The 26,001-nt window shown below is 61.3% G+C and carries 37 protein-coding genes; 13 read left to right on the plus strand and 24 right to left on the minus strand.

Features of this window, described 5'->3' with window-relative positions:
- Positions 1 to 28: 28 nt before the first annotated feature.
- The 4 genes from dcd (at position 29) to R4P70_RS12010 (ending at position 2,760) form a co-directional block, all read left to right on the plus strand.
- Entirely contained in the window at positions 29 to 598 is a 570-nt protein-coding gene (gene dcd, locus R4P70_RS11995) for a dCTP deaminase (protein WP_019747488.1), read from the plus strand.
- A gap of 25 nt (positions 599 to 623) precedes the next feature.
- Positions 624 to 908 (plus strand): hypothetical protein, encoded by a 285-nt coding sequence (locus R4P70_RS12000; RefSeq protein ID WP_019747487.1) that lies wholly within the window; start codon positions 624 to 626, stop codon positions 906 to 908.
- 91 nt (positions 909 to 999) lie between these two features.
- Positions 1,000 to 1,206 carry a hypothetical protein gene (locus tag R4P70_RS12005; RefSeq protein ID WP_019747486.1) on the plus strand — a complete coding sequence of 69 codons (207 nt, stop codon included), beginning with the start codon at positions 1,000 to 1,002 and terminating at the stop codon, positions 1,204 to 1,206.
- Positions 1,207 to 1,236: 30 nt separating this feature from the next.
- Positions 1,237 to 2,760, plus strand: a complete 1,524-nt coding sequence (locus R4P70_RS12010; RefSeq protein ID WP_317830864.1) for a hypothetical protein — start codon at positions 1,237 to 1,239, stop codon at positions 2,758 to 2,760.
- A 3-nt stretch (positions 2,761 to 2,763) separates the two neighbouring features.
- On the opposite strand, the gene R4P70_RS12015 is transcribed toward R4P70_RS12010, so the two are convergent.
- Together R4P70_RS12015 and R4P70_RS12020 are read right to left on the minus strand one after the other, a co-directional pair.
- Complete coding sequence (locus tag R4P70_RS12015) at positions 2,764 to 3,516, minus strand: IclR family transcriptional regulator (protein WP_020968711.1); 753 nt, start codon at positions 3,514 to 3,516, stop codon at positions 2,764 to 2,766.
- On the minus strand, positions 3,516 to 5,027 hold the full coding sequence (locus R4P70_RS12020; RefSeq protein WP_317830865.1) for an APC family permease: 1,512 nt from the start codon (positions 5,025 to 5,027) through the stop codon (positions 3,516 to 3,518). Before R4P70_RS12020 ends, R4P70_RS12015 begins: the two co-directional genes overlap by 1 nt.
- 238 nt (positions 5,028 to 5,265) lie before the next feature.
- On the opposite strand from R4P70_RS12020, the gene R4P70_RS12025 reads away from it, so the two are divergent.
- From R4P70_RS12025 to tatA, 3 genes are read left to right on the plus strand one after another with little or no spacing between them, the layout of a single operon-like run.
- Complete coding sequence (locus R4P70_RS12025; RefSeq protein WP_264614627.1) at positions 5,266 to 6,846, plus strand: flavin monoamine oxidase family protein; 1,581 nt, start codon at positions 5,266 to 5,268, stop codon at positions 6,844 to 6,846.
- Between the two features lie 39 nt (positions 6,847 to 6,885).
- Positions 6,886 to 7,557 (plus strand): Rid family hydrolase, encoded by a 672-nt coding sequence (locus R4P70_RS12030; protein ID WP_020968713.1) that lies wholly within the window; start codon positions 6,886 to 6,888, stop codon positions 7,555 to 7,557.
- Entirely contained in the window at positions 7,557 to 7,733 is a 177-nt protein-coding gene (tatA, locus tag R4P70_RS12035) for a Sec-independent protein translocase subunit TatA (RefSeq protein WP_019747480.1), read from the plus strand. The genes R4P70_RS12030 and tatA overlap by 1 nt, the downstream gene beginning before the upstream one ends.
- Positions 7,734 to 7,785: 52 nt before the next feature.
- Here the strand turns inward: tatA and R4P70_RS12040 are convergent, their stop codons facing one another.
- From R4P70_RS12040 to R4P70_RS12060, 5 genes are all read right to left on the minus strand, one after another.
- The gene (locus R4P70_RS12040; RefSeq protein WP_283384532.1) at positions 7,786 to 8,400 is read right to left on the minus strand and encodes a class I SAM-dependent methyltransferase; all 615 of its coding nucleotides are present in this window, start codon (positions 8,398 to 8,400) and stop codon (positions 7,786 to 7,788) included.
- Positions 8,397 to 9,155, minus strand: a complete 759-nt coding sequence (locus R4P70_RS12045; RefSeq protein ID WP_030535919.1) for a PIG-L deacetylase family protein — start codon at positions 9,153 to 9,155, stop codon at positions 8,397 to 8,399. Before R4P70_RS12045 ends, R4P70_RS12040 begins: the two co-directional genes overlap by 4 nt.
- Positions 9,149 to 10,087, minus strand: coding sequence for an acyl-CoA dehydrogenase (locus R4P70_RS12050; RefSeq protein ID WP_019747477.1), 939 nt, complete (start codon positions 10,085 to 10,087; stop codon positions 9,149 to 9,151). The genes R4P70_RS12045 and R4P70_RS12050 overlap by 7 nt, the downstream gene beginning before the upstream one ends.
- Positions 10,084 to 10,788, minus strand: coding sequence for a glycosyltransferase (locus tag R4P70_RS12055; RefSeq protein ID WP_019747476.1), 705 nt, complete (start codon positions 10,786 to 10,788; stop codon positions 10,084 to 10,086). Before R4P70_RS12055 ends, R4P70_RS12050 begins: the two co-directional genes overlap by 4 nt.
- 232 nt (positions 10,789 to 11,020) lie before the next feature.
- Positions 11,021 to 11,788, minus strand: a complete 768-nt coding sequence (locus R4P70_RS12060; protein ID WP_019747475.1) for a GAF and ANTAR domain-containing protein — start codon at positions 11,786 to 11,788, stop codon at positions 11,021 to 11,023.
- A gap of 110 nt (positions 11,789 to 11,898) precedes the next feature.
- Between R4P70_RS12060 and R4P70_RS12065 the strand changes: the two genes are divergently transcribed.
- Positions 11,899 to 12,597 carry a HemK2/MTQ2 family protein methyltransferase gene (locus R4P70_RS12065; RefSeq protein WP_019747474.1) on the plus strand — a complete coding sequence of 233 codons (699 nt, stop codon included), beginning with the start codon at positions 11,899 to 11,901 and terminating at the stop codon, positions 12,595 to 12,597.
- On the opposite strand, the gene R4P70_RS12070 is transcribed toward R4P70_RS12065, so the two are convergent.
- A complete protein-coding gene (locus tag R4P70_RS12070) occupies positions 12,554 to 13,603 on the minus strand; it encodes an iron-containing redox enzyme family protein (protein WP_151530597.1) in 1,050 nt (349 codons plus the stop codon). The two genes, R4P70_RS12065 and R4P70_RS12070, sit on opposite strands and share 44 nt — an antisense overlap.
- Here R4P70_RS12070 and R4P70_RS12075 point away from each other — a divergent pair, their 5' ends adjacent.
- A complete protein-coding gene (locus R4P70_RS12075; protein WP_019747472.1) occupies positions 13,604 to 13,843 on the plus strand; it encodes a CDGSH iron-sulfur domain-containing protein in 240 nt (79 codons plus the stop codon).
- 128 nt (positions 13,844 to 13,971) lie between these two features.
- Here R4P70_RS12075 and R4P70_RS12080 read toward each other — a convergent pair whose 3' ends face one another.
- The 3 genes from R4P70_RS12080 to R4P70_RS12090 all read right to left on the minus strand — a co-directional run bounded on the left by R4P70_RS12080 (position 13,972) and on the right by R4P70_RS12090 (position 15,993).
- Entirely contained in the window at positions 13,972 to 14,175 is a 204-nt protein-coding gene (locus tag R4P70_RS12080) for a cold-shock protein (protein ID WP_003943666.1), read from the minus strand.
- A 316-nt stretch (positions 14,176 to 14,491) separates the two neighbouring features.
- The gene (locus tag R4P70_RS12085) at positions 14,492 to 15,469 is read right to left on the minus strand and encodes a YihY/virulence factor BrkB family protein (RefSeq protein ID WP_003943713.1); all 978 of its coding nucleotides are present in this window, start codon (positions 15,467 to 15,469) and stop codon (positions 14,492 to 14,494) included.
- An 86-nt stretch (positions 15,470 to 15,555) separates the two neighbouring features.
- Complete coding sequence (locus R4P70_RS12090; RefSeq protein ID WP_070797274.1) at positions 15,556 to 15,993, minus strand: STAS domain-containing protein; 438 nt, start codon at positions 15,991 to 15,993, stop codon at positions 15,556 to 15,558.
- Between the two features lie 316 nt (positions 15,994 to 16,309).
- On the opposite strand from R4P70_RS12090, the gene R4P70_RS12095 reads away from it, so the two are divergent.
- Positions 16,310 to 16,558 (plus strand): hypothetical protein, encoded by a 249-nt coding sequence (locus tag R4P70_RS12095; protein WP_020968722.1) that lies wholly within the window; start codon positions 16,310 to 16,312, stop codon positions 16,556 to 16,558.
- A gap of 15 nt (positions 16,559 to 16,573) precedes the next feature.
- Here R4P70_RS12095 and R4P70_RS12100 read toward each other — a convergent pair whose 3' ends face one another.
- Positions 16,574 to 17,293 (minus strand): SigB/SigF/SigG family RNA polymerase sigma factor, encoded by a 720-nt coding sequence (locus tag R4P70_RS12100; protein WP_223258034.1) that lies wholly within the window; start codon positions 17,291 to 17,293, stop codon positions 16,574 to 16,576.
- A 95-nt stretch (positions 17,294 to 17,388) separates the two neighbouring features.
- A complete protein-coding gene (locus R4P70_RS12105; protein ID WP_019747468.1) occupies positions 17,389 to 17,823 on the minus strand; it encodes an ATP-binding protein in 435 nt (144 codons plus the stop codon).
- Between the two features lie 236 nt (positions 17,824 to 18,059).
- On the opposite strand from R4P70_RS12105, the gene R4P70_RS12110 reads away from it, so the two are divergent.
- Entirely contained in the window at positions 18,060 to 18,497 is a 438-nt protein-coding gene (locus tag R4P70_RS12110) for a hypothetical protein (RefSeq protein WP_029254688.1), read from the plus strand.
- A gap of 9 nt (positions 18,498 to 18,506) precedes the next feature.
- On the opposite strand, the gene R4P70_RS12115 is transcribed toward R4P70_RS12110, so the two are convergent.
- From R4P70_RS12115 to R4P70_RS12135, 5 genes are all read right to left on the minus strand, one after another.
- Positions 18,507 to 18,824, minus strand: coding sequence for a WhiB family transcriptional regulator (locus tag R4P70_RS12115; protein ID WP_020906545.1), 318 nt, complete (start codon positions 18,822 to 18,824; stop codon positions 18,507 to 18,509).
- Between the two features lie 184 nt (positions 18,825 to 19,008).
- Complete coding sequence (locus R4P70_RS12120; RefSeq protein ID WP_020906546.1) at positions 19,009 to 19,680, minus strand: ANTAR domain-containing protein; 672 nt, start codon at positions 19,678 to 19,680, stop codon at positions 19,009 to 19,011.
- A gap of 48 nt (positions 19,681 to 19,728) precedes the next feature.
- On the minus strand, positions 19,729 to 19,956 hold the full coding sequence (locus R4P70_RS12125; protein WP_225989304.1) for a hypothetical protein: 228 nt from the start codon (positions 19,954 to 19,956) through the stop codon (positions 19,729 to 19,731).
- Positions 19,937 to 20,482: a Dps family protein gene (locus R4P70_RS12130; RefSeq protein ID WP_019747464.1), complete on the minus strand. Its 546-nt coding sequence runs from the start codon at positions 20,480 to 20,482 to the stop codon at positions 19,937 to 19,939. Before R4P70_RS12130 ends, R4P70_RS12125 begins: the two co-directional genes overlap by 20 nt.
- A gap of 84 nt (positions 20,483 to 20,566) precedes the next feature.
- The gene (locus R4P70_RS12135) at positions 20,567 to 20,725 is read right to left on the minus strand and encodes a hypothetical protein (protein ID WP_003943664.1); all 159 of its coding nucleotides are present in this window, start codon (positions 20,723 to 20,725) and stop codon (positions 20,567 to 20,569) included.
- A 358-nt stretch (positions 20,726 to 21,083) separates the two neighbouring features.
- Here R4P70_RS12135 and R4P70_RS12140 point away from each other — a divergent pair, with 358 nt between their 5' ends.
- Positions 21,084 to 21,386, plus strand: coding sequence for a MerR family transcriptional regulator (locus R4P70_RS12140; protein WP_003943719.1), 303 nt, complete (start codon positions 21,084 to 21,086; stop codon positions 21,384 to 21,386).
- Between the two features lie 24 nt (positions 21,387 to 21,410).
- On the opposite strand, the gene R4P70_RS12145 is transcribed toward R4P70_RS12140, so the two are convergent.
- From R4P70_RS12145 to R4P70_RS12160, 4 genes are all read right to left on the minus strand, one after another.
- Positions 21,411 to 21,788, minus strand: coding sequence for a hypothetical protein (locus tag R4P70_RS12145; protein WP_019747463.1), 378 nt, complete (start codon positions 21,786 to 21,788; stop codon positions 21,411 to 21,413).
- A 136-nt stretch (positions 21,789 to 21,924) separates the two neighbouring features.
- The gene (locus tag R4P70_RS12150; protein ID WP_019747461.1) at positions 21,925 to 23,412 is read right to left on the minus strand and encodes a trehalose-6-phosphate synthase; all 1,488 of its coding nucleotides are present in this window, start codon (positions 23,410 to 23,412) and stop codon (positions 21,925 to 21,927) included.
- The gene (locus R4P70_RS12155; RefSeq protein ID WP_019747460.1) at positions 23,409 to 23,828 is read right to left on the minus strand and encodes an STAS domain-containing protein; all 420 of its coding nucleotides are present in this window, start codon (positions 23,826 to 23,828) and stop codon (positions 23,409 to 23,411) included. Before R4P70_RS12155 ends, R4P70_RS12150 begins: the two co-directional genes overlap by 4 nt.
- Before the next feature lie 259 nt (positions 23,829 to 24,087).
- Positions 24,088 to 24,276 carry a PI-type proteinase gene (locus R4P70_RS12160; protein WP_228117918.1) on the minus strand — a complete coding sequence of 63 codons (189 nt, stop codon included), beginning with the start codon at positions 24,274 to 24,276 and terminating at the stop codon, positions 24,088 to 24,090.
- 165 nt (positions 24,277 to 24,441) lie between these two features.
- Here R4P70_RS12160 and R4P70_RS12165 point away from each other — a divergent pair, with 165 nt between their 5' ends.
- The gene (locus R4P70_RS12165; protein WP_019747457.1) at positions 24,442 to 24,690 is read left to right on the plus strand and encodes a hypothetical protein; all 249 of its coding nucleotides are present in this window, start codon (positions 24,442 to 24,444) and stop codon (positions 24,688 to 24,690) included.
- A gap of 220 nt (positions 24,691 to 24,910) precedes the next feature.
- On the opposite strand, the gene R4P70_RS12170 is transcribed toward R4P70_RS12165, so the two are convergent.
- Entirely contained in the window at positions 24,911 to 25,402 is a 492-nt protein-coding gene (locus R4P70_RS12170; protein ID WP_225989303.1) for a hypothetical protein, read from the minus strand.
- A complete protein-coding gene (locus R4P70_RS12175) occupies positions 25,399 to 25,977 on the minus strand; it encodes an RNA polymerase sigma factor (protein WP_020968728.1) in 579 nt (192 codons plus the stop codon). The genes R4P70_RS12170 and R4P70_RS12175 overlap by 4 nt, the downstream gene beginning before the upstream one ends.
- Positions 25,978 to 26,001: the final 24 nt, after the last annotated feature.

Below are 26,001 nucleotides of genomic sequence, written 5' to 3' on the forward strand. Positions count from 1 at the left end.
CTGCCCGCAGAACCGGTAACCTCTACCTGTGCTGCTCTCCGATCGTGACATCCGTGCCGAAATCTCCGTTGGACGTCTGGGTATCGACCCTTTCGACGATTCCATGGTGCAACCGTCGAGCGTCGACGTGCGCCTGGATGGTCTGTTTCGGGTGTTCAACAACACGCGGTACACGCACATCGACCCGGCACTGCGCCAGGACGAGCTGACCAGCCTGGTCGAACCGGCAGAGGGCGAGCCGTTTGTGCTTCATCCCGGCGAGTTCGTTCTCGGTTCGACTCTCGAAGTGTGCTCACTGCCGAACGACCTGGCCGGCCGCCTCGAAGGTAAGTCGAGCCTCGGGCGCCTGGGCCTTTTGACGCACTCCACTGCCGGCTTCATCGACCCGGGTTTCAGTGGCCACATCACACTGGAGCTGTCCAACGTCGCAAACCTGCCGATCACGCTGTGGCCGGGAATGAAGATCGGGCAGCTCTGCCTGCTCAAGCTGTCGAGCGCTGCAGAGTTCCCCTACGGAAGCTCCGAGGCCGGATCCAAGTACCAGGGTCAGCGCGGCCCGACTCCGTCGAAGGCGTACCTGAACTTCAACCGCAGCTGAACGAACCAACTTCGGGGGGAGTCGCATGATCGGAATTTTCTACGGTCTGGTGTTCATGAACTTGTTGTTCGTGACCAGCACCGTGTGCTTGATGAAGCCGTCGAAGGCCAGTGTTGTTGCGACCGTCTGCGCAGGAGTGGCGTGGCTCTTCTTCAACGGCCCGCTGGAAGGTCAGGTCTTGTGGTCGTTGAATCGAGAACACGGTCTGACGGTCTCGGATCTGATGTCGCTTGTTGCCTTCGGCATCGCCGCTCGTGGTTGGAATCAGGTCCGTAAGGTCCGCGAAACCGTCGACGCCGATCGTTACTGACCTGCGAGCTCACCTCAATTGAACGCCACGATTCGGGCAGAAGTTTCGACCTGGAGCACAACGGTCGGCGAATCGGGCACAATTACTGAGTATGTGGTGGATTGTCGGAGGCGTACTACTCGTATGGGTCGTGTGTTCCATTCCGATTGCCATCCTGGTCGGACGCGGTATCGCGCGCCGGGACCGCGCAGAATTCGACGGCCGAAATCAACAGTGGGCCGACGAGGTTGTCAGGTCGATAGAGAAGCAATCGGATCAGGACAATGCCGATCGGCGTAAGCCACCACTGATCAGCTGACCAGCTGAACTTTTCCGGAGGTGAGTGGGCGTGGAACTTCCATCCGATACTCCCGACGACGTCGTGGCCGCAGCCGCCGGAGGACCCAGGATTCCGCAGTTCGATCCCACAGTCGGGATTCCGGTAGTTCCGCCTGCGGGAGATGCTCCACACCGGTTGGTGGTCATCGGCGACTCGCTGTCGCAGGGATTTCAGAGCGGGGCGGTCTTCAATACCGATCTGTCGTATCCGTCGATCATTGCTCACCAGTTGGGCTGGCTCGAGCGGTTCCGCTTTCCCCGATACGGCGGTCCGGGCGGGCTCCCACTCAACATCGAACTGCTGCTCCGCACCCTCGAAGAGCGCTTCGGCCCACGGCTCGACCCCTGGGAGGTTCCGCTCGCACTCTTTGCTGCACGCGAGTTCATGGACCAGGTGGAGGACTACTGGGAGCGTGGGCCGGGCAGCGAAGCGCCGACGTTCTCGGCGATCAATCACAGCCTTTCGGTCTACGGGTGGGATCTTCGTGACGCTCTGACCAAGACCGCACATGGGTGTGAGGCAGCCCTGCACGAACCGCACGACGACCTGATCAGCCAGATCGTCGAGAACAACGGCGAACGCGCCGCACTGAGAGTTCTGCCGCGAGGCTCCGAGGCAGAGAAGCGCATGACGGCGTTCGACGCGGCAGCGGAACTGGGCAAGGAAGGCATCGAAACTCTGATCGTCTTTCTCGGGGCCAACAATGCGCTCCGCACCGTCACCGAACTCCGAGTCGAGTGGAGCGGCAACAACTTCCGTGACCCGGACGGCAAGCGCGAATACACGGTGTGGCAGCCCGAGCACTTCGCGTCGGAGTACGCCGAGGTGCTGGCCGCGATCCGCAAGATCAACGCCCAGCACGTCATCCTCTGCACCGTCCCACACGTGACCATCGCACCGATCGCCCACGGGCTCGGCGGCAAGATCGAAATCGGATCCCGCTATTTCCCGTACTACGCGCGACCGTGGGTGCGCGACACAGACTTCGACCCACAGCGCGATCAACACATCACCGGCGCGCAGGCGTGGGCCGTCGATACCGCAATCGATGTGTACAACGACGGAATCGAGCAAGCCGTCGCGAATGCCCGTCGGGTGGGGAAGGACTGGTACCTCTGCGATATTGCCGGGTTGCTCGAGCGCGTGGCCTCACGGCGCTACGTCACCGACGTCAATGCGCGGCCGTCATGGTGGACGCCGTACCCCCTCCCCAAAGCACTGACCGACTTGCAACCCGTGCCGGACTCGCTGTTCCTCTCCGCCGACGGTCGCGGCGGCCGCGCGTCGGGCGGCCTCTTCTCGCTCGACGGCGTTCATCCCACGACAGTCGCGTACGGGGTGATGGCGCAAGAACTGGCGAACATCATGGTCACGGCCGGGGTCCAGTTCGACCGCGCTCAGGTCGATTTCGACCGACTCGTCCGACGCGACACCTTGGTGCGCACTCCGCCGCAGAATCTCGATTCCACGCTCGAGGTCATCGGCTGGGCTGACGAGCATCTCGGCTTTGCCAAACGTGTGTTCGGCCTCTGATTTTCAGCTTGCCTTCGACATCGTCGGTGCAACGATGCGTTCCGCGTACTCCCGCAACAGCACGACCAGGTCTACGTCGTCGACGGAAAGTCTGCCGGTCGGACCTATCGCAGCCAAGGCACCGACGACACACCTTTCCGCGTCGTGGATCGGGACGGCGACGGCGGAGCGTCCGACACGGATCTCGTCGACCTCACGGGCGGGCTCGCCGCGCCGGATCCGAGAGAGTTCGAGTTCCAACTGGTCGCCGTCGGTGATGGTGTGTGCGGTGACCTTTCGCAATGGGGCCTCGGCCAATTCGGGTCGGCTGGCGAGGAGCAGCTTCCCGATAGCCGACGCGTGAACGGCTGCGACCAGCGTCCGTTCGCCGCTGAGCTCGTGGTCTGGATCGCGATCGACCAGTCGAATTCTGTTCTCTGCAAACGACGCGAGGTAGACGCCGAACCGTAGCTGTTCGCGGAGTTCTTCGAGGAGCACCGAATTGTCGACGGGGGTGGGTTCGGCGGCAGCCCCGGCCAATTCACGGGTGCGTCGGCCCAGCGCGAAGCCGGAGAGGTCGGCGATCCGAACCAGGTAACCGTCGGCGACAAGGATGTTGAGCAACCGATACGCAGTGGCAGGTGGGATGTCGGCAAGGGCGGCAATGTCTTTGGCGGTGGCTCCCGATCCGAGCCTGGCCGCCGACTCGAGGAGGGCAAGGGCGCGCTGAACCGCTCGGGGTTCGTGCCCACCGAGGTCGCGTGGTCGGCCCACCATCAGCGGGCGCCGGCAGTCGGCTCGCCCACCAGCACGATGTTTCCGGCTGCGTCGGTGGCGAACACCCCAGCTCCTGGTAGTACGTCCTCGGTTTCGGGACTGTCGAACGCGCCGACGTGCAGCAGGCTCTTGGGGCTTCGGTGTCGCAGGTAGAACTGCCAGAGCGTGCCCGAGGTCAGGATCACGAGCACAGCGATCGGTGCAACGTACGCATGGTCGATCGTGTTGGCGTAAACGAGGTAACCGAGAACTATCGCACCGGCACCACTTCCACATGACGCGGCTGCGAGAACGCCGGGAGTGTGCTCTCCGATACGCGTCAGGAAGACAACCGATGCGATCGCCACCAGTGCATAGGCAACGATGACGGCACCGCGAACCGTCAGTCGAACGTCGTCGAAAATCTCTCCGCGTCCAAGGATGGCAAAGGCTCCGCCGCCCACCAGAACTGTGCAGACGACGACGGTCAGCGCGAAGTAGGGCGTGCGAAATGCGCTGTGAACCGAGGCGAACCGGCGGGGGAGTAGGCGTTCGACGCCGAACGAGTAGACCAGACGCGACGCAGCATTGGACGACGCCATCGACGACGCCAGCCACGAGCACCCCAGACCGACGTTGAGCGCGATGACGACACCTGGACTCACACCCGTCGCTGTTCCGTGGAGATAGGCGTTGACGAGGGTGTCGCTACGTCCCGACCAAGCGGCCCAGCCCGCAAAGATGAAGAGCGATCCACAGATGATCGGGGTGAGAAGGACTGTGCGGGTGACGGTTACCAGCGGACGACGAGCTTCGGGGCCGAAGAAGGCCGCGCTCTCGAATCCGGCGAGAGCGAACACGGCAGCCAGGGCGGTGAGTAACAGCCCGTGGCCGGAGGTGGGCGGAACGATCTGTGCTTGTTGACTTCCGGAACCGCCCACAATCATGAGCCCGACGATGAACAGAAGTGAACAGCTTTCGACGACGAGGATCGCGAGAGCAGCAAATCTGACACTTCGAACGAGGGCACCGAGAATCAGCAGGGCTATCCCCAGATAGAGCGCGATGACGTGAAAAGTCTTGTCCACGTGCACACCCGCGAAGCCGAGTAATGCGATTGCGACCTGTCCTCCGTGATAGAGCGTCATCACCGCGCTGCCGACGTACTTGACCAGCATGGCGATGCCGGTGGTCAATGCTGCCCGGGTGCCCAGGCCACGAAAGACGAAGCTGTGCAGCCCGCCCGATGCTGCCATTCGGCGCGTGAACTGCGAAACGCAGAAAGCGATGAGCGTCACCAGCACGGTGGCCGCGATGATGGTGATCATCCCGCTCAACAATCGGCCGTGTGTCAGCATGGTGACGGGCAGAACGACCATCGACACAGCAGGGGCGGTGGTTGCCACCGACTGGGCCAGCACTTCAGCGCCCGAGAGTTGCCGACGGCCCAACGCGCGCAGCGGTGATCGCGCCGGGGGCTGCTTCTCGCGCGTGGTGAAGGACCGCGCGATAGCTTCGGTGAGAGCGGACATGTCGCGTCACGCTAGTCCGGTTCTGTAACGCGGATATTGCGGACATGCTTCCGCTGATCGCACTCGGGTGAGAGAGCCCGATGCTGATGCTCGCAGGTTTCTCACTCGGTCCCCACTGACTGTTTCCTGCGCGTCAAGTTCCGGACCCAACGCTCCTGAAGTCTGTGTTCAACACCAACCACCCGGGTCACCGGGAGCACACTGGGGAGCTCGAATGCCATACACACGTAGATCTTTCATGCGCAGTCTGGGAATCACCGGCGGCGCCGGCCTGGCACTCGGTGCTATGTCGTCCATCGGCCTGGCGCCGGCGGTGGCATCGACGCCGAGGCGATTTCAGGCACCTGCCGCGGGTGACCTGATCGGAAAGGTCAAGGGAAATCACTCCGTCGTGATCCTCGGCGGTGGACCGTCCGGTCTGTGCTCCGCCTACGAACTGCAGAAGGCCGGATACAAGGTCACTGTCCTCGAAGCGCGCAACCGGCCGGGTGGTCGGGTGTGGTCGATCCGCAACGGCACCGAAGAAACCGACCTGAACGGTGAGACACAGACCTGTACGTTCTCCGAGGGGCACTTCTACAACCTCGGTGCGACGCGTATTCCGCAAAATCACAACACCATCGACTACTGCCGCGAACTGGGCGTCGAACTGCAGATGTTCGGAAACCAGAATGCGAACACCTTCGTCAACTACACCGGCAACAAGCCGCTGGCGAATCAGTCGATCACCTACCGAGCAGCCAAAGCCGACACCTACGGATACATGTCCGAGCTGCTGCAGAAGGCCACCAATCAGGGCGCTCTCGACCAGGTCTTGAGCAAGGAAGACAAAGAAGCACTCTCGTCCTTCCTCACCGACTTCGGTGATCTCTCCAGCGACGGCCGCTACGTCGGATCCTCGCGTCGAGGACACTCCGCGGAGCCGGGCGCCGGCCTCAACTTCGGAACCGAGATCGAACCATTCGGGATGAGCGATGTCATCCAGGGCGGCATCGGACGTGCATTTTCCTTCGAGTTCGGTTACGACCAGGCCATGACGATGATGACCCCCGTCGGCGGCATGGACCGGATCTACTACAAGTTCCAGGACGCGATCGGGATGGACAACATCGAGTTCGGCGCCGAGGTCAGCGGCATGAAGAACGTGCCGGAAGGCGTCACCGTCGACTACGTCGTCGACGGCAACACCAAGTCGATCACCGCCGACTACGCAATCTGCACGATCCCACCGCACCTTATCAAGCGGCTGAACAACAACCTGCCCTCCGACATCCTGCTCGCGTTGGATGCAGCCAAGCCGTCGTCGTCGGGCAAGCTCGGTATCGAATACTCGCGTCGGTGGTGGGAGACGGAGGACCGCATCTACGGCGGCGCGTCGAACACCGACCGCGACATCTCCCAGATCATGTTCCCCTACGACCACTACAACTCCGACCGCGGCGTCGTGGTCGCGTACTACAGCTCGGGTAAGCGTCAACAGGCTTTCGAATCGCTCACCCACCGTCAGCGGCTGGCAAAGGCCATCGCCGAAGGCGCAGAAATCCACGGCGACAAATACACTCGCGACATCTCGTCGTCCTTCTCCGGAAGCTGGCGTCGCACCAAGTATTCGGAATCCGCCTGGGCATCATGGGCCGGCGCGGGAGATTCCCACGGCGGCATGGCAACTCCCGAGTACACCAAGCTGCTCGAACCCGTCGACCGGATCTACTTCGCCGGCGATCACCTCTCCAACGCCATCGCCTGGCAGCACGGGGCCTTCACGTCCGCGCAGGACGTCGTCACCCATCTGCATCAGCGTGTTGCGCAAACTGCCTGACGTGCTTCGTTTTCCATCACTTTCTCTGGAGGTCACATCATGAAATCTCGCAGCACCAAGGTTCTTGCAGCGGCATTTGCCGCCACCGCGCTACTGGGCTTCGCCACGGCCTGCTCGTCCGATGAGGCGGACGCCGAGACCACATCGAGTTCGTTCGTCTCCAAATCGATTCTCGAAGCGGGGCAGGCAAACCCGATGATCGCTCAGGGTGTCGCGATCGGCGGCGACACCGCGATCTACAAGACCAGCGGCATCGGCCCGTCGGCAGGAAACAAGGCGGCGCCGGAAGGTTCGCCGGAGTCATACATCGACGGGCAGTTCTCCGGCGGAGTTCTGCCTGCCGGGGTCACCGTCACCGAGGCGCAGGGCATCAACGTACTCAAGAAGATCCGCGACAACCTCGAAGCCCAGGGATTGAGTCTCGAAGACGTCGTGACGATGCGCGTCTTCCTGGACAACGCGCCGGGGTCGGACAAGGCCGACTACACAGGATGGAATCGCGCGTACCGCCAGTTCTTCGCCAATACCAATCTCGACACCGGTGATACGGAGCTGGTGCCGATGGGCACTGCCGAGCCGATCGCTCCGATCGAGCGCAACAGCGCTCGGCCCACCCGCTTCGCCCTCGAGGTTGCCGGACTGCCCGTTGCCGGTTGGCTCGTCGAGGTAGAGGTCGACGCGGTGTACCCCGATGGCAAGGAACCCGCCTGATGGGCGCGCTCAGCCCGACCCACTGGGCAATCGTTGCAGTGGTGCTCGTGGTGCTGTTCGGTTCGAAGAAGCTGCCCGACGCGGCCCGCGGCCTTGGCAGGTCGATGCGGATCCTCAAGACCGAAGTCGGTGAACTGCACTCGGATACGGACCTCGCGTTGGAGAAGCGAGACTGACCCCTGTGCGCGGTTGAGGAGTCCCCACACTCCTCAACCGCGCACAGGTCTTCTAGATCAGACCTTCGGAACGCGCTACCGATGGTGGTGACGGCGGACCCTTCACGAAGACATCGATCAGCACGTCCTCGTCCTGGTACGACGCGAACTGCGCCAACCCCGGTGTCTGGCGCACAGCCGAATGAACGGCGTCACCGTTCTGCGGATACTCCGGTACGACGTGACGCCAATGGGCGCACAGCAGCGTTCCACCAGTCTCGAGATGCTCGACGACGTGCAGCATTGCCTCGATCAGCTTTTCGAAGGTCAGGTAGTAGCCGACCTCGCTGATGACGACGAGGTCGAAAGTCTCGTCGGGCCAGTCGTCACCCAACGCCCACAGACGAAATTCGGCATCACGTCCGGTAAGCCGCGCACGGGCGGTCTCGAGTGCGGCCGGGACGATGTCGGTGGCGAGAACGCTGTCGCAGCGCTCTGCCAACTTCTCGGTGAGAACCCCGATCGAGCATCCTGGTTCGAATGCGCGACGGTATCGAGGTTTGGGGAGCATCGCGGCGCTGAGCGCGTACTTTCGCTGCTCGTACCACCGGGATTCGAAGTCCCACGGATCGGATTGCGCCGCATACATCTTGGCGAAGTAGTCCGCGGGAAGCTCACGATCGGTCATACGAACACCGTTTCGTACGGTCGCAGTAGTCGTTCCATCGCATGTCGGGGGAGGATGGGGGCATCCGCGGGATGGTCGGAAAGCGGGGCGATCTGTGAAGTGAACTCATTGGCAGCAGCGGATTTTGCAGCCTGAACGTCGGAGGGCAAGGCCACTCTTCTGGCCCTTTCCCACGGGACTGCTGCATGATCCGGCTCAGCCCAATGCCACGCCCAGATGGGGTACTCGATCAATCGTGATCCAGTGTCCGCGCAGGCCTTCGCCGCTGCCTCCCCGGTGGCTTCATGGTCGGGGTGGCCGTCCCCGCGCCATGTCGAGGCGCACCAGGTACCCGTCGAGGAATCACCGAGAATCGAGCTGAGACGGTCGGTCAACTCCTGTCGGTTCTCCCTGATCTTCCCGTCTGGAAGGCTCAATCGAACCGGTGCGGGAATTCCGAGTACACGCGCTGCTCGATCCGACTCGGACCGCCTGAGATGTTCCATCTCAGGCTGAGTCACTGTTGGTGAATCGGGATGTGAGGCTCCACCGTCGGTGACAGACACCACGTGAACGTCGATGCCGGAAAGCGTTGCGAGAAGAGCAGTTCCACCCAGTCCGAGTATTTCGTCGTCGGGATGGGGAGCGACGACGATCAATCGCGAGCACCCGGTGAGATCCAGTTCCGGAAAGCTGCGTCCCCACTCCTGCCATGTCGATTCGGGAGTGCCGCCATCGTCGACAGGCTTCTGCGCGAACAGTTTCGAGTTCACCACGGCCGTTTCCCCTTGGCCGCAATCCGGCCCAGTTCGGCGAGATCCTTCTCGGCGTGGCTCTGCCGCAAGTAGACGGTGAGGTCGGCTACCCGCGCGGCATGCTCGGCGTCCATGCAGAGCGGTGCGGCGCCGAGAGCGCGTCCCACCCGATCCAGGGTCTCGGTGGCGGCGCGCTCGACAATTGCCCGCACACGGAGTGCCCGCTGCATGGCCTCGGCATTTTCGTCGAAAGGATCGGCGTCGATCTCCGCCGCCGCGACTGCGAGCGCGTTGCGCGCTGCGGCCAGCGCTGCATCGACCGCGCCGAGGTGGGCGAGTAGGTAGGGATCGTCGCTGCTTGCAGCCTTGTCGTACAACGGATCTGCAACGCCGCAGGCACCGCCGTACCAACATGCAGCCACGCCTATCGCGCCGTGCCAGAACCCCGGCCTGCTCAGGTAGTCGCCTGCCGTCCCGACCGGTATCGCCGGAACCATGTCGAAGTCGACCGCGCTGGAGTCGCTTTCGGCCATACCAACGGCCTTCCACGAATCGGGAACGGGATGCACCCCAGGTAGTCCGAGCTCAACTGCGAAGAGTGAGGGTACTCCGTCGACCAAGGCGGTGATCAGTGCATGCGTGCAGGTGTTGGCGCCGGAACACCACAATTTGCGGCCGGTGAGCGTCCAGATCCCTACGTGCTCAGACGCATTCACCACAGGTTCGGGTGGCTCGGCCGCCCACACTCCCCACAGCTGCCCGGGTTCGGGATCCGGCCCGTCGAGTTCGGTGAGTATCGCGACGGCATCGGTGTGAGCCTCAGCCATCCGCCCGAGAACCACATTCTCGCGCGTGAGCTCTGCCAGGGAGGTCCACCGCGCGGCTGTCGCGCCGCCGCCGGGAAGCGGCAAGTACAGTCCACCTGCGTCCAGGAGTGTGTGTAGTCGTTTCATCGTGCCAGCTCCGCTTCTTCGTTATCGGCGGTCGTACAACCCAGGTTACGGATATGTCCGGCAAAGCCGCCCGGAGTTCGGCCGTCGAGACGCGCAGACGTGGTGACCGCAATGTCTTCTGCCCACGCGATACAGGCACCAGCCTCGCTCAACCGCCGGACGAGATCGACGTCCTCGTCTTCTTCGAGATCGGAGAATCCTCCGACGCTCCAGTACATATCCGCGCGGACACCGAGGTTGGCCCCGTGGACGTGACCGTGTCGGCCATATGGATGTGCGTGGTACATACGTTCGTATCGTTCACGAACGGAGTGTGGATGGCCTTCCCAATCCGCGATGCGTACGGTTCCCGCGACGACGTCCGCAGTACGCGCATACTCCAATTGGCGCGCAATCCAGGTGGGGCCGACCACCGAATCTGCATCGGTGGTGGTGAACCACGCCGAAGCTCCCAACTCTCGGCCGAACTCGGAAAAGCCCGTCGCTCGCGAACGTCCGACGTTCTGGTGCTCGACGCGAAGTACTTCGACCCCGTCGGGGATGACACCGGCGGTTCCGTCCGAACAGTTGTCGAGGACGGCAACCAGTCGGACGGGGACAACGCAAGCCGACGCCGCTGTTGCGAGTGCGCGAAGGCAACTGGGGAGGTCTTCGGCTTCGTTGTGGGCGGGAACTACGACAAGAACCTGGTCGATTGGCACAGTGACGATCCTTTCCTCACCCTGGTACGGTCGGGTCTTCTTTCGTCCCGGTTCTCAACAGATAACCACATTTCGGACGAGTGCCGCCGCTCGACCGCCAGCAGTCACGCAGGTCGAAAACTGTTTCGGTGAAACATCTCTGGATGCGTTTGGGAACTGTGACTTCGGGGTACAAGACGGGGTTTTGCGACTGTGCTTCGGGTGCAAAACGGGGTTTTGCACCGAAGAATCTTCAGAGCCGGCGGTGGCGCACCGAATCGATGAGCATCCGGGCAACCTCGTGCAGTTTCACGTTGGTGTTCTGCGATTGCTGCACAAGACGGCTGAATGCTTCCTCGGCGTCGATGCCGTGGACGGCGATCAGGACACCTTTGGCTTGTTCGATCTCGGCCCGAGATTCCATGGCGCAGTGCAACTGTTCGATGTGCTCGTGTGCTTGACGCCAGCGTCGTGAATCTGCGATCGCCGCGCCCGCACCGGCGGTGAACAATTTCATCAACTCTTCGTCGAAGGCCTTGAACTCTGTCGAGGCGAATCCGTAGACGTTGAAAGCGCCGAGCAGTTCGGTGTTCCCTTCGCCCATGGTGATCGGCACGGACAAGTAGGACCGGACGCCTTGTTTGCGGGCTTCGTCGGTGAATTCCGGCCATTCGTCGACGTGATCACCCACCTTCGCCCGAACCGAGGACACCGTGCGCGCGGCGTCAACGCACGGACCACGATCAGCGGAGTGCTGGGCGTCATCTATCTCGGAAAGGTAGTCCGCGGTGGACGCAGCAGTTCGTGGGCCATCGGCGGACAACACCGTCACGCTGACAGCATCGGCGTCAGGCAGTGCTTTGACCGCCGTCTCGGCCAGACGTTGGAGCATGGAGTCGAGATGCTCGTCCGTGTTCAGATTGGACCGGAGTCCGGCAATCGCTTCGGCGAGTGTGTCGAGCGAATCTGCTGCGGAAGCAAACGCCGCGGCTACCTGAGGAGCGTCCGCATTGCCTGTCATGACTCAGGTCTACTCCGCAAACTGCGACGATGTAACCGTTCCGGGCAGTCGATGCTGCGATGTTCGCATGAAATCCGAGGTTCCTGGGTAGCCGCACGCAGCGATGTGCGATGTCGCCTGAAAAAGAGGAGCCGATGATGATCCTGCGTCTACCTGGTGTGTATCGACCGCAACATGACACGTCGTTACTGGCGGATGCGCTGCTGTTCGAGCACCTCACCGCTCGCAGCCGGGTCCTGGATCTGTGCACGGGGACCGGCGCCCTCGCCGTCGCGGCATCGGCGGCTGGTGCAGGCCACGTCGTCGCGGTCGACATATCTCGCCGAGCGTGCGCCAATGCTCGTCTCAACGGAATCCTCAACGGAACCTTGATCGATTCCCGTCGCGGCGACCTCACCGAGGCGGTACACGGCGAACTCTTCGACCTGGTGATCTCCAACCCGCCGTACGTCCCTGCACTGGCAGACGATCTACCTACCGCTGGAATCGAACGGGCTTGGGACGCAGGCAAGGACGGACGCGCCCTCATCGACAGGATCGCGGCCACCGTTCACGAAGTACTCGTCCCCGGCGGCACACTACTTCTTCTGCAGTCGGTACTGTGTGGGGTCGACAAGACCGAGGCGATACTCGAGGAACACGGTATGGCCGTGGAGATCTCGGCCCGGAAGTACATTCCCTTCGGGCCCGTGATGCGCGAGAGGCGCACCATGCTCGAGGCACGAGGGTTGATCACCACCGGTCAGGAAATCGAACAACTCGTGATCATTCGCGCAACGAAGTCTCGCCCTTCTCCCAACTCGATGTGAGGTGATCGCCGAGAAGGTCGTCGAACGCGAGGCACGTTGCAGCGCCGAACAAGATGTCATCAGTGCGGTGCGGCTGCGAAGAAGCAAGACCGCCGGCAAGTTCCCGAACGGCGATCTGTTCGTGAACGGAATCCGCTTCCACGTGCTCGTCGTAGAACAGTGTCGCGTCCGAACCGAATCCGAGTCGGCGCAAGCCGGCACTGTACCGTTTGCTCGGCAGCGCCGACGTGGTCTCGACGGCGCACAGGTGCCCGACCAGCGCTCCGAGATGTCGGCGATGAAAGCCGAAGAGCGAGAGAGCATTCAACGACGCCAAGGTTACCGCGGGAACAGCATCGATGTAGTGGCCGTAGCGGTCCGAAAGGCCGACAGCCCGCATGGTGTCGGCAAAAAGACGCGAATGCATTCGCTCTGCGCTGCCCCCTCCGTACTCGTCGCTCTGCACTTCGACGAGGGCTGCTTTGACGGCACCGGAGAGGCGCGAAATTCCAAGGGTGTGCACATCCGCTTCACGCAGCTGATTGAGCGAACGGTGAATCAGCACCTCCGCGAACTGATCGATTGTGGCGTCCTTCGCCATAAAGGACGCCAGACCGGGGCCTGCACTGGGAGCCGTCATCGCCCACAAATCGGCTACGACGTCACCGGACGACGGAACCTTTCCCACGAGTTCCACGATGGCGGCCTCGAAATGCGTCTCGAGACGCGACCTCGCCGCGAGCAGGTCCAGATTCCACTCCCACGCGTCCGAGACGTTCTCGATTCCCTGCAAATGAAGCTCGTAGAGGAGCGTCAGAGTCAACTGAGCGTCGTCGTCTCGAAGAATGTCGTAGGTGGGGTCGATGGACCGTGCAACCTCGTACGCGTCAGCGGCAGCCGTAAGCTCCCTCGGATCGGCCGAGGAGCGCAGAATGGAAACGAGAGTGGCGCTCAGTGGGCCGCGAGCCTGTGGAACAGGCATGGAAGTGGGCACGCCAGTGGCCGAATCGAGAAGTGAAGAGGACATATGACCGCGTTTCCCGAATCGTCATCTGCCGAAACACCGAGTGTTGCCGGTAACAACACCACCATAACCGCCTGCTCGGACGGCCCGCTGCTGGTGCGTGGTGACTTCGAGTTGCTCCGTGACGACGGCACTCCGATAGAGAACAAGCGCTCTACGGTTGCTTTGTGTCGATGCGGGCGGACCGGCATCGCGCCGTTCTGCGACAGCTCCCACAAGAAGAAGCGGGCGCGAGCGACGTAACCGGGGCCAACTCGGAACGAGCCGGACCCGTAAACCAAGACGGCCCTGAAACCAAGAAAAGGCTGGATGCCGGCACCGTGCGGTGCAGCGTCCAGCCTTTTCAGTCTGAAGTCAGACTGGGATCGAACTCAGATGGCGCGAACGTTCTGAGCCTGGGGGCCCTTCTGGCCCTGTCCGATCTCGAACTCGACCTTCTGGCCCTCGTCGAGGGACTTGTAGCCGCTGCCCTGGATCTCCGAGTAGTGAACGAACACATCCGGTCCGCCACCTTCCTGCTCGATGAATCCGAAGCCCTTTTCACCGTTGAACCACTTGACACTGCCCTGAGCCATAACCAAATTCTCCTGGATCCATCGAGCCGAGCCCTCCCATCGAGAGTCCGGTCTCACACCTGATCCTGCCATGCTCTTCTTTTTCTGTCTCCAATTACATGCATGGCGAGTTGCAGTATTTGACGGGTTTGTCCCGTTCCTGGACCACGTCAGAAGCAGGTGATTGTTCAACTATGCGCGTTTACCTGCTGTGATGTATTCGTCGCTTCGATGTAGCGCGAAATGACAACACCTGTGTTAAATCTGGATTCGCGGCGCAGAATGCCACCCCGATACCCAGGAGGGGACCAAATACCCAACTCGATCGGGGTCGAGATCAGTCCGAATCGTCGGGTTTGGTGTGCCCGTCGAACGTCACATGGATGTTCTCGTGGGGAACCGCGCGTTGGGCTTTTGCTTGATCGGCGAAGGTACGCCGATCGCCTTCGATGAGTTCGGTGTTGTCGGTGAACGGAGCCAACAACGCCCGCGGATGGAGTTTGTCGACTCGCACGACGTTGATTTCCGCGCACATGACGATCGAGGCGGCAGCGAGGAACAAGAAGGCCAACAAACCCAGAACGATGGCAAAGACGCCATTGGTGGTGGAGGCGCCCCGCACCACGGACGTCACGTAGAGGGCACCGAAGGACTGAAGTGCTTGCCAGAGAACAGCAGCGGCGATCGCTCCAGGCGCCACATCGGCTACCGAGAGCGGGCGGGCGCAGGTGAGCCGGAAAGCGACGATGAAGATGCCTGCATTCAAGACGACTACCGCAAGGGTCAACAGGAAGCTGAACGAACCGCCCAGATGAAGCGCACCGCCGATGTTGGAGACAGCGGTGGTCCCCAAGATCGCGAGACCGATGGTGCCCAGGAGCAGTAACCCTTGAAGACGCCCGCGGATGGGATCCGGTCGCATGTTTCGGGGCACCGACCACACCGTGTTCATCGCATTCTGGCAAGCCAGAGCGACACCGAGGCCACCGTAGAGACCACCGACGATTCCGATCACCAGCCCTGTGACACCGCCGCCGATCTGTTGCGCATTGCCCAGATCGTCACCGATCACCGGAAACTGATGCAGAGCGGAGTCCAAGATCTGTTGCTGAAGCTCGGGGTTGCCAGAGAGCACGAAGCCGAGAATGGTCGAGAGCAACAGAAGAAGAGGGAAGAGCGAGACGAAGCCGTAGTACGCGATCAGCGCGGCGAGATAAACACCTTGATCGTCGAGGAACTTGTAGAGGACCGCTATCGGGAACCCCAGGGCCGGATGCTTCTGTTGCAAGGCATCGAGGCGCTTGGCGATTGTCATTCTCGGTCTCTCTCAGCTCGTCGGACAGCCCGACGAACCTTAGTCGCTGCGAGCGCGCGGCGCTCGACGCCGGTGCAGGCTTGGCGTCAGGAGGCTTCGAGTGACTTTTCTGCTTCGGCGAGCGCGCGCATTGCTCCCTCGACAGAGTTGGTGACCGGAAATTCCTCTTCCGCCCGTGCGGCCCGAAGCAAGCGTCGAAGCGGGTGTGACCCGATGACGGACCACTGGAAGTCGTGCGCTCGTGAACGGGAGTTCAGTTCGGCGAACAGTTCGAGGCAGACCGCACCGACGAACAGTGAGTTTGACAGGTCGAGAATGACGCGGGACCACTCCGCAGCGTACGAGTTGAGAAGTTCTCTCAGTTCTGGGGCGGACAGTTTATCGAGGTCGACGTCGACCTGGATCAGGACTGTCGAGGGTGCTATCCGCCAGGCCGCGAAGCCATGTGTGTCCACGATCGGACCCAATTGTGTTGAGGGATCGACGAAATCGATCGCTGTGTGGTCGAGTTCATTCAGATTCATGGCAGATCCGGTCTGTGTGCTTTTCGTCGAAAGGCTGACGACCGACCTGGCGGCACGGAAAGTGGAAGAGTCCAGGTGTGGAAAGCATTGAGCCCAATGGATGTACGCAGGAAGTTGTGACCTGAATCCAGAGTCCTGATGCGAACCGAGCGCCAGCGGCTTCAGCCCCGGCTGTATTCTCAACCTCGGTATCGCTCAGTGTAGCTCGAGGGCTTGGATCGGTCCAGGCTTGTAGTCGAACATTAAGCGGTGCAATGTTTTTGGCTCGAGACTTCGGTATGGTTGGGGATCGGTGCCACCTGACGAAGGGATTCAGATGAACGACCGCGATGCACTCACGGCCATCTCGACCAAGCTCGACACACTGATCGGTGCGGAGACCAACGGTCTGCAGGACGAGGTTCCGCCCGGTTCCAGTGTTCAGCGCACCGAGCAGGACGGCGAGCACGGCCGGTGGGGGCACGATTACCGTCTCGCCAACAAGTATCTCGAGGCTCTCGACATCGGCCAGCCCGGGCTCATTGACCGAGACGAGATGGAACGTCTTGCGCAGGAATACATCTGATCCTGGGGACCTACTTCAGAAGATTTCACCCATCTCGGTGCGCAGCTGCTTCAGTGTCTGAGTGAGGATTCTGGATACATGCATCTGAGAGATGCCGATCTTTTCGGCAATCTGGGACTGGGTGAGATGACCGAAGAATCTGAGAACCACGATCGTGCGCTCGCGCTCCGGTAGTGCAAGGAGCGCGGGTCGCAGGGTTTCGTGATTGTCGATCCGACTGATCGCTTCGTCGTACTGTCCCAAAGTATCGATCAGAGTCAGACCGCTCCCGTCGCCGGCTGACGCGGTGTCGAGCGGTGTGGTTCGATACGAATTTCCGGCGGTCAACCCCTGTTCGACCTCGTCCGGCTCGATGTCGAGCTCCGTGGCAAGTTCCGCTACCGTCGGTGCACGGCCGAGCGTCTGCGACAACGACGTGAGCGCCCGGTTGAGGGCAAGATGTCGTTCCTGAAGGCTGCGAGGTACGCGTACGGACCAGCCGTGATCGCGAAAATGCTTGCGTACCTCACCCATTACGGTGGGGACTGCGAACGACAGGAAATCCGATCCTTTGTCTACGTCGAATCGCTGCACAGCCTGTACCAACCCCACGCGCGCAACTTGTTCCAAGTCCTCGAAAGGCTGGCCGCGCCCCTGGTAGCGACGTGCAACGTGGGTGGCGAGCGGTAGGCACAGTTCGATGATCGAGTTGGTGATCTTTTCCCGGGTCGGATCATCCGGCGGAAGCGAGGCCATCGAGACGAACAATTCGACAGCTAGTTCGTACTGGTCCTTCTTGTCCGGTGGTACAGCCTTGTCCGGTGGGACAGTATCGTCCGGTGGGACAGCGGTCACGCACGCTCCTGGAGCAAGCCCTTTTCAAGCGTCATCGTCAGCGTGATGTGACCGTCCGCGTCGATTTCCGATTGCTCCAAACGGACCGAGTCGACCAGTGCTTCGAGAACGAACCATCCGAAGCTGTGGGACTTGTCGGGTATTTCGGAGTGTGCGATCACCGATACGACGATCCGAAGAGTGCGACCGTAGGTCTCGAATCGGCAGGTCAAGTCGCTGGACGGTATCGCATGGCCGATGAGGATGCTCGCGACTTCGTCCATTGCCAGAGCAAGGTCGGCTGTCCCGTCGACGTCCAATCCGGTGTTGTTGGCAACCGTGCGGGTGATTCCGCGCAGAGTCGGCAATTGGGAGTACGACGCTCGGACGCGGAGCGAGGCAATGGAGTCGTGAGTAAGTTCGGCTTCGGTCGGACTCGACAGAGGAATCAAGGGGCTTCCTGTAGGTAGATGTGGCGTAATTCCGGCGGACCGAGGCAAGGAACGGTACCGGCCATGCGTGCCAGCCATCTCTACCCCGGAAGTATTCATGGCCTTCGATTACCCTTCGCCCGGCGAAGTAATCCTCTTTACCCGAACTAGAGGATGAATTGTGAGACACATCACCTGTGGTGCGCTCGTACCGAATCCCATCTTTCATTTGTGACCCGTTCGGGTACGTCCGTTTCATGGGCACTCAGGCGGACAGGCAGATCCCCGTACACGCACGACCGGAAGGCGTCACGGACGACGAGGTGAAGGCAGCGGGGGTGTTGTCGAACGCCCTCGAAACGGTGGAGCGGGCGCGAGGCGCTCTGTACGACTTCCATCAGCTGATCGGACATGCAGATCTGATGCTCGACGAGGTCGTAGAGCTACTGCGAACCAGCGGTAACGACGAGCTGGCCGATCAGGTCGAGAAAGAGTTGATGGGCCGGAACGTGGTCGAAGGGCGCTGGACCTTCCAGCTGGTCGAGGAGTTCGACGAGAACTACTGGTCCTTCTTTCGGGAATGCGAACAGGTGGTGCGTGACAAGCTGGCCGGCGGAGTGCCGCACCTCTTCGAAGCCGAGATGAAGGAGCGACGCCGCACGCACGGTTTACGACATCACGAGGCCAGGCCTTGAGGTTGCCACCTACTCCGGTGAGTTCGCAGCGGCACTGATCAGTGGTTCAGTTCGACCTTTACGCAACGATTCTCGTTCGGTCGCGGTCATGCCGCCCCAGATACCGTGGGGTTCCCCGGTCTGGATGGCGTGCACGAGGCATCTCTGAACGACAGGACACCTGGCGCACACCAGCTTCGCCGAACTCTCGCGTTTCGCTCGCCTGGAGCCGCGCTCGTTCGTGTCGTCGTAGAACAGGGCGGGGTCGGTGTCGCGGCAGGTGCCGGACAGCTGCCAATCCCACTCGTCGGCAAGGGGCCTGGGAGATGTGTAGGAGCGCATGAACATGGACGTTCCCTTCGCTGCGTGACGAACTCGACTCGGATCGGGGATCCGGGTCGGGTGTTAAGGCAAAGCTCGGTCCCGCCGGCCTGAACCGGCGGGACCTTCGAGGCTCCTCCCTCGAGGGGAAGATTTCGGGGGTACCTCTGGTCGGTCATTACCCAGCCGTACAACCTTTGAATCCCGGTCGTCAGGAATTCTTTTGATCGACGGCACGTCTCTCTGCTGCGGCGACAAGACCACCGGCGATGTCGCGCAACTTGACGTTCCATTCCTGCGACATCTCGACCAGAAGGTCGAAGGCTTGGTCGGCCGAGCACTCGCGCTCGGCCATCAGCAATCCCTTGGCCTGCTCGATCACGGGCCGAGAATCCAAAGCTCTTCTCAGTTCGTCGTTTTCCGCGCGAAGGCGGGTGAGGACGTCTGACGCTGAACTGGACTGCTGAGCCTGGGGTCGTTGAACCTCGTACACACGATGAAGCACTCCGATCACCCTGCCGTCATCATCGGTGACGGCGGAATTGACCGTATTCCAATAGCGCGTGACAAACAGCCCACTACCTCGCTCATCGCGCACGTCGTAACGCTGAGTCGGCAGTGCGTCCCGAGTTCTGGAGTGCATCGTGCGCTCGAATGACGCTGTCAACGAGAAGATTCCGTCGGCAAACGAGTCGTCGGGATTGTCGGGGAAGGCTTCGAACACTTCCACTCCGTGCAACTGATCGAGGCTGCGGCCGGACACGGCAAGGTATTCGTCGTTTGCGCCCTGGATACGGAAATCGCTGTCCACGAGCAGAAGAGAAGAAGTGCTTGCCGCAAATCGATCGCTTCGAACGATCGAGCGGAGAGTGCTCGAACTCATGATTGTGTCGTTTCTGTCCTGTCTTCGACGGCTGCGGCCCCTGATATTTCAGAAGTAATTGATCGCGAGAACTCCAAGGGCGGTGCCTGCCACGATCGATCCGAACAACAAACGCTGTTGCAACACGAACATCTGATACTCGCGACGCGTTTGTGCCGACGTGCCGCGCGAGTCCGCAGACATGCTCTTGCCCTTTCCTGTTGTGGGGATCGCGATTTCGGCCGACCCCCGATCGGCCGAAATCGCGGACGGTGCGTCAGTTCTGACGCGCCTCATTTGCGGCATCCTGCTCGGTGGACGCGCCTTCGTGTACGAGGCTGCCGCCGGAGTTCTCGAGGTGCGCACGAACGAACCACTGGAACTTCTCCAACTGTGCCGTTTGGCCGATCAGCATGTCTTCTGTGATCGGATCGATCTTGCCGACGTTGTCGATTGCAGTGCGGCTGTCGGTGATGACCCCGGTGTAGACGAGGTCGAGCGCAGCCAGATGGGCGCGAGCGTCGTCGCGGCCGACGGAGTAGTCGTCCCAAGTCCGATCGCGCTCGATCGCTCCCGCTGTGCCCTTGGGGGAGTTGCCCAGTGCCGCGATACGTTCCGCCACATCATCGGCGTAGCCGCGAACCAGCTCCACCTGTGGGTCGATCATCTCGTGCACGCCAATGAAGTTGGGTCCGACGACGTTCCAGTGGACGTGCTTGAGCGTCAGATGAAGGTCGTTGTAGGCGCTGAGGCGTTCCTGCAGAATATCGGCGACGGACGAACCGTCTGCGCTGCTCAGTCCCGGTACGGTGAACTCGGACATATGTTTTCCTCTCGTCTTGATGGGGATCGCCCGCGAACGGGGCGGTCTCGCGCCATCGTCAATCGGATCGCGTGTCGGTCAGGTTCAGTGCGCGAGTGCTACTGGCTCCTCTGTCACCGGGTCGCCGTACATCATCGCGATTCGGCGCTTGACCTCTTCGGTTGTCAATGTCGCGCTTGCAACAGTGATTCCGATGCCGGTGGTGCTCTCGCCCTGTGTGGGCGGGATGTCGATCGTGGTCATCTTGCTCCCGGTGAAGAGTGTGCCGTGAGGGAGTCGGCTGAACCACCGACTCCGACGTCTGGGTGTTCTACACCTTCGAGTGCCGGTTATGGCGCTTTCAAGTGCTACAAAATCTATATCAGCCGATGTAGATAATTGGCAAGGCTACTTCGATTCGACAGCCAAGGGAAGCTCCCTGTGCGATCTTGCCGAAATCGGCTTTGATCTGCCATTACATGCCTTCTCGGCTCGACGATTTTTGTCATGAGTGGCCCTGGACACGCTTGAATCTATGTCCTGGGCGTCAGATTCACTGCGTGATGATGCTAAGGTCGGATGACGCCGATTGAGACAGCCGACACCGAACTAGGAGGTTCCAGTGACGTCGGAATCCCAGACCCGGGCGCTGCGCGGCGTATACGGGATCTCAGTGATGTCAGAACTGTCCGGGGTAGGACCTCAGACGCTGCGCCTTTACGAGCGAAGGGGCCTGCTCACACCAACCCGCACGGATGGCGGTACACGCCGTTACAGCGAGGCCGACCTGGATACGCTCGGACGAATCACCGCGCTGATCGACGACGGAGTCAATCTGGTCGGTATCCGTCTGATTCTGTCCCTGGAGGCCGAGAATGCAGTCTTGGCGGCTCGAATCAGCCAGTTGACCGCCGAGGGTGACTAGTAGCGTTGCTCCATACGATGCCGTTCAGGATGGAGTTTCGGTGCGGGTAGGGTCGCCGAAGTCCGCGTCGGCGGAGATCTTGTTGCCTGCCGCTTCGATCTGTTCGAGCGCGGCGTCCAAAGCATCGACCAACCATTGATGCGACGCTTCCGCGAGGAGGCGATCCGGTGTGTCGGTGTTTTCGGATTGGAAGAACCGCACCAGCCACGATTCTCCGTTGTCGGGTCGATCGGAGAGTCCGGCCGCGGTATTGGTCGCCAGAAGATAACGGTTGTATTCGAGATCGACACGAATGGCGTACTCGCCGAACAGGTTCACCACATTGGCCGGCCGATGAGTAGCAGCAGCGAGCGCGATGAGAGCGTCGTTGTAGGTTTCGGAGTACTTCACCGTGAGGGGCATGGTCGGCCTGTCTTTCTGGGCCGATGCAGCATTGCACGGCTATGTTGAGGAGATCAGTTCGCAGCCGCTGCTTGACGATGAACTGAAACCAATCCTAGCTCGAGTCTCCGCTCACCCTTGACGCAAGCCCACGGGGTCAGTTGTTGCGTGCAAAGTCAGACTCGCGCTCCGTGACGAACTGATTGTCCGGGCGCGGTTCGGGCGGCGAAAGTGCAGTCAGGAACGACTCGGCCCACTGATGCACATCATGCGTCATGACCTGGCGATGCAGCGCAGCCATACGGCGACGGCCCTCTTTCGGATCCTGATGAACTGCGGTCAGGATTGTATTTTTCACGCCGTCCAAATCGTGCGGGTTGACCAGGTATGACTGTCGTAATTCCATTGCAGCACCGGTGAACTCGCTGAGAACGAGAGCGCCTCCGAGGTCGCCTCGGCAGGCCACGTACTCCTTGGCCACCAGATTCATCCCGTCACGCATCGGCGTCACGAGCATGACGTCGGCAGCGACGAACAGTGCGATCAGTTCTTCGCGGTCGACCGGCTGATACAGGTAGTGAACTACGGGGCGGCCGATCTGACTGTGGTCGCCGTTGATGCGGCCCACCTGTTCCTCGATGACACTGCGAAGGTCGATATAGTGTTGCACGCGTTCACGACTGGGCGTGGCGAGCTGCACCATCGTGTACTTCTCCGGATCCAAGCGGCCCTCGTCGAGGAGTTCCTTGAGGGCTTGCAGTCGCAGGTCGATGCCCTTGGTGTAGTCCAGGCGGTCGACTCCCAGCAGGATTTTTTCGGGATTTCCGAGCTCTTCCTTCAATTCGCGTGCGCGGCGCAGGACCGATTCGCTCTTCGACTGGCGCTCCAGCTCGGCCGAATCGACGGAGATGGGAAATGCCCCCACCTTGACGACGCGAGAGTCGAAATCCACATGCCCGAGCGCACTTCGAACACCGACGCCCGCGGTCGTTGTCTTGAGTCCGAGTAGTTTTCGGGCCAAAAACAGGAAATTGTTTGCGCCACCAGGCAAGTGGAAGCCGATCAGATCGGCGCCCAGCATTCCCTTGACGATCTCCTTGCGCCACGGAAGCTGCATGAAGAGCTCGACCGGAGGAAACGGAATGTGAAGGAAGAACCCGATCGTCAGGTCCGGGCGCAGTTCGCGCAGCATTGCCGGCACGAGTTGCAATTGATAGTCCTGCACCCAGACGGTGGCTCCGTCCGCGGCGCAACGGGCGGTTTCCTCGGCGAACCGCTGGTTGACCGCGACGTACGTGTGCCACCACGACCGTTCGAACGTCGGTGCCACCAGGACGTCGTGGTAGAGCGGCCACAGCGTGTCGTTGGAGAACCCCTCGTAGTACTCGGCGAGGTCCTGAGAGGTCAGCTCGACGGGAAACAGACGAAGGCCGTCAACCACTATGGGATCTACCTTCTCGTCCGCGACGCCCGGCCAGCCGACCCAAGCGCCGTCTCGCTGTCGCAGGATGGGTTCGAGAGCAGTGACGAGTCCACCCGGACTTCGCTTCCAGTTCTTGCCACCGTCCTCGTCGGTTTCGAGATCGACGGGTAGTCGGTTTGCGACGACGACGAATTCGGAGAGCTTTTCGAGATCGGTACTCACGCCGACATCGGCTCCGCCAGGGTCTCGTCCAGCACGGTGGTCGAGGACAGGTATGTGACCGCCTCGGCTGTCGAGTCGGTGAACACGATGTCTGCGTCCATCTTCAGAAGAGACAGCGGGCGCCTGACGGGGTGCGCTGCGACGAGCGTCCAAGGAACGCCGAGCCTTCGTGCCTTGGCCGACAGAGTCTCGATGATGGAAAGACCTCCGACGGAGATGAACTGGACGTCCGAGCAGTCGAGTACGAACGGGTGACGCTCACCGATCAGGTCGTCGACGCAGGCAGCGAAATCAGCTCGGGACCGGACGTCGATCTCGCCGCTGACCACGAGTGATTGAATGTTTTCCGCACACGTCGTGGTGAATGTGGGGGGACTGTCCGTACGCTCATCTGTAGTTCTCGAAAACTCGTTCATCGAAACTCCTGACGGATTGCTCGAAACGGTTCGTTCGAACGGTCTGGTTCGAAACGGTTTCGTTCGAAACCGGGAAACGGCACGGGAAGCAACGCACGAACCGTGCTCGTCTTCAACGGCTGGGTACTCAACCGTGCTGAGTGCCTACCTTACCGCATCGCGAAAACCCAGGTGAAAAGCGTTAGATCCGTAAGGATTTCAAGGACCCGTGAGCGTCGGCCCACGGGACCTTGGTCCCGTGGGTCGAGCTCTTGCGCGATCAGTCGGTGTCGGTTGCCGGGCCGGTACTCGAGGCTCCACCCTCGTCGGCCCACGTACGTTCGCCCGACGGATCGGTCTGAACGTCCTTGTGTGCGGCATCGGCCCCGGTTCCGGGACCGTGGTCGGTGCCGGTGGTCTGCGGCTCATCCGTCTGATCCGTGCGGTCGGTGGAATTTCGTTCACTCATGGTGGCTGCGTCTCTCTGAAGGTTGGTGTTCATGTACTTGTCGTTTCTTGCTCACCCGCGAGGGGTACTCAATAGGGGTAGTACGTCACGTCGAGTCAGTACGTCACGTCGAGCCATACCGGCAAAGTCAGCTGTCACCGAAGCAGGAGATTTCACGTGAACCATATGACCGTGACGACCGAACACCTGCGTGCACTGCTGGGCAGCGGGCCCCATTCGGAATTGGTAGCGGTTGGGGGTGAGATCGAGATCTACGTCCCCGATGAAGAAGGGTTCGGCCTCGATGGTATCTCGCTTGTCACTCGCGAGCAGTTGGCCGAGCGCCTACCGTCCTCGCCCGACAACCCCGACGAAGGTGAACTACGTATCGCCGCAGAATCGTTGAGCGAGATGATCGCCGAACTCGGCGGCTGAAGTCTGAAGTTCGGGGCAGCTGACTTCAGATCTGCGGGATCGGATCCGGGGGATACGGGTTCGGTGGCGTCGGACTCGGTGGCACGGGCGGGGGATTCAGCGGATCGGGTGGTGCCGGCGCGGGTGGTGTCGGCGACCCCGGGTCGGGGACGGGGCCCGGATCCGGTGGTGGGGGCGTGGTCATGAGTGCCGGGTTCCCAAACACTTGCCGAACAAACACCTAGTGCTCGGAGTGGCTTTTGGTGTTCTCCTCGGCAGGTAGATCATCCACGATGTCGACTACGGCGATGTGGACGCTCTCTGCAGAGACGGGTGGGTCCATGTCACCGAGGATCAGGTGAACGACATCGACGACGGTGAATCGAACCCGGTCCGACAGTTCGGCCAGATCCACTCCGTATGGCGCTGCCAGTTCGATACGTAGTGAACGTATTTCGTGGCCGTCGACGAAGAACTCGATACTGCTCGGCGAGCAGTGGTGTCGAGAACGTATCTCGGCGGCCAAATGGGTGCGGAGTACGTGATCGCTCACCGACACCGTGCCTAGACGTGGACCTTCGGACGCGTGTGCGTCGAGCGGCCAACCGGACGCCGAGGTCGACCGTAGCGCCCGGATCACCTTGTCGCTGATTCGATCCCAGCCTGGCTCGGGAGCGTTCCGCAGGACGTCGGATGCGTGCGCCATCAATGCGTCGGTTCGTGATTCAGTCATCGCCACCTCGTCATTCGTTCACTCAGGTTAGCCCGTGCACGATGGTGATGCCCTCGCACTGCATCCGGAGTGAGTCTCAGAATCTTGCCGATTTGAACGAACGTGAGCATCTCCACCTCTCGCAGCGTCCAGGCCGCACGCTGGCGATAAGGCAATTCACCCAACGCTTCTTCCAGTGCCTCCAGGAACGCGGCGTTCGAGGTCGTGTCGAACGGGCCGGCCTCGGGAGACGGCACGAGAGGATCCAGCAGCTTGTCGTCGATCGGTTGCGCTCTCTTGATTCGATAGCTGTCCACGATCTTTCGGGAACAGATCGCGAAAAGCCATGTTCGCATCGACGATTCGCCACGAAATGAATCGAGTCGGCGCCACGCGGCCACGAAGGTGTCCTGGACTACCTCGAGAATGTCGCCTTCATCTGCGAGCATTCGACGCGCATAGCGGTGAAGTGCAGGTCCGTAGTAGTGCACCAGTGACTCGAATGCTTCTCGGTCGCCGAGTATCGCAGCGTCCACCGTTGCGGTGTCCAAGCCGTCAGGTGCTTCGGTGAGCCCCTGTGTGTGCGGTAACGCCACAGTCGCTCCTCTCGCGGAAATGCG

Source organism: Rhodococcus sp. IEGM 1241 (genome assembly GCF_033142365.1).
Classification (GTDB): domain Bacteria; phylum Actinomycetota; class Actinomycetes; order Mycobacteriales; family Mycobacteriaceae; genus Rhodococcus_F; species Rhodococcus_F erythropolis.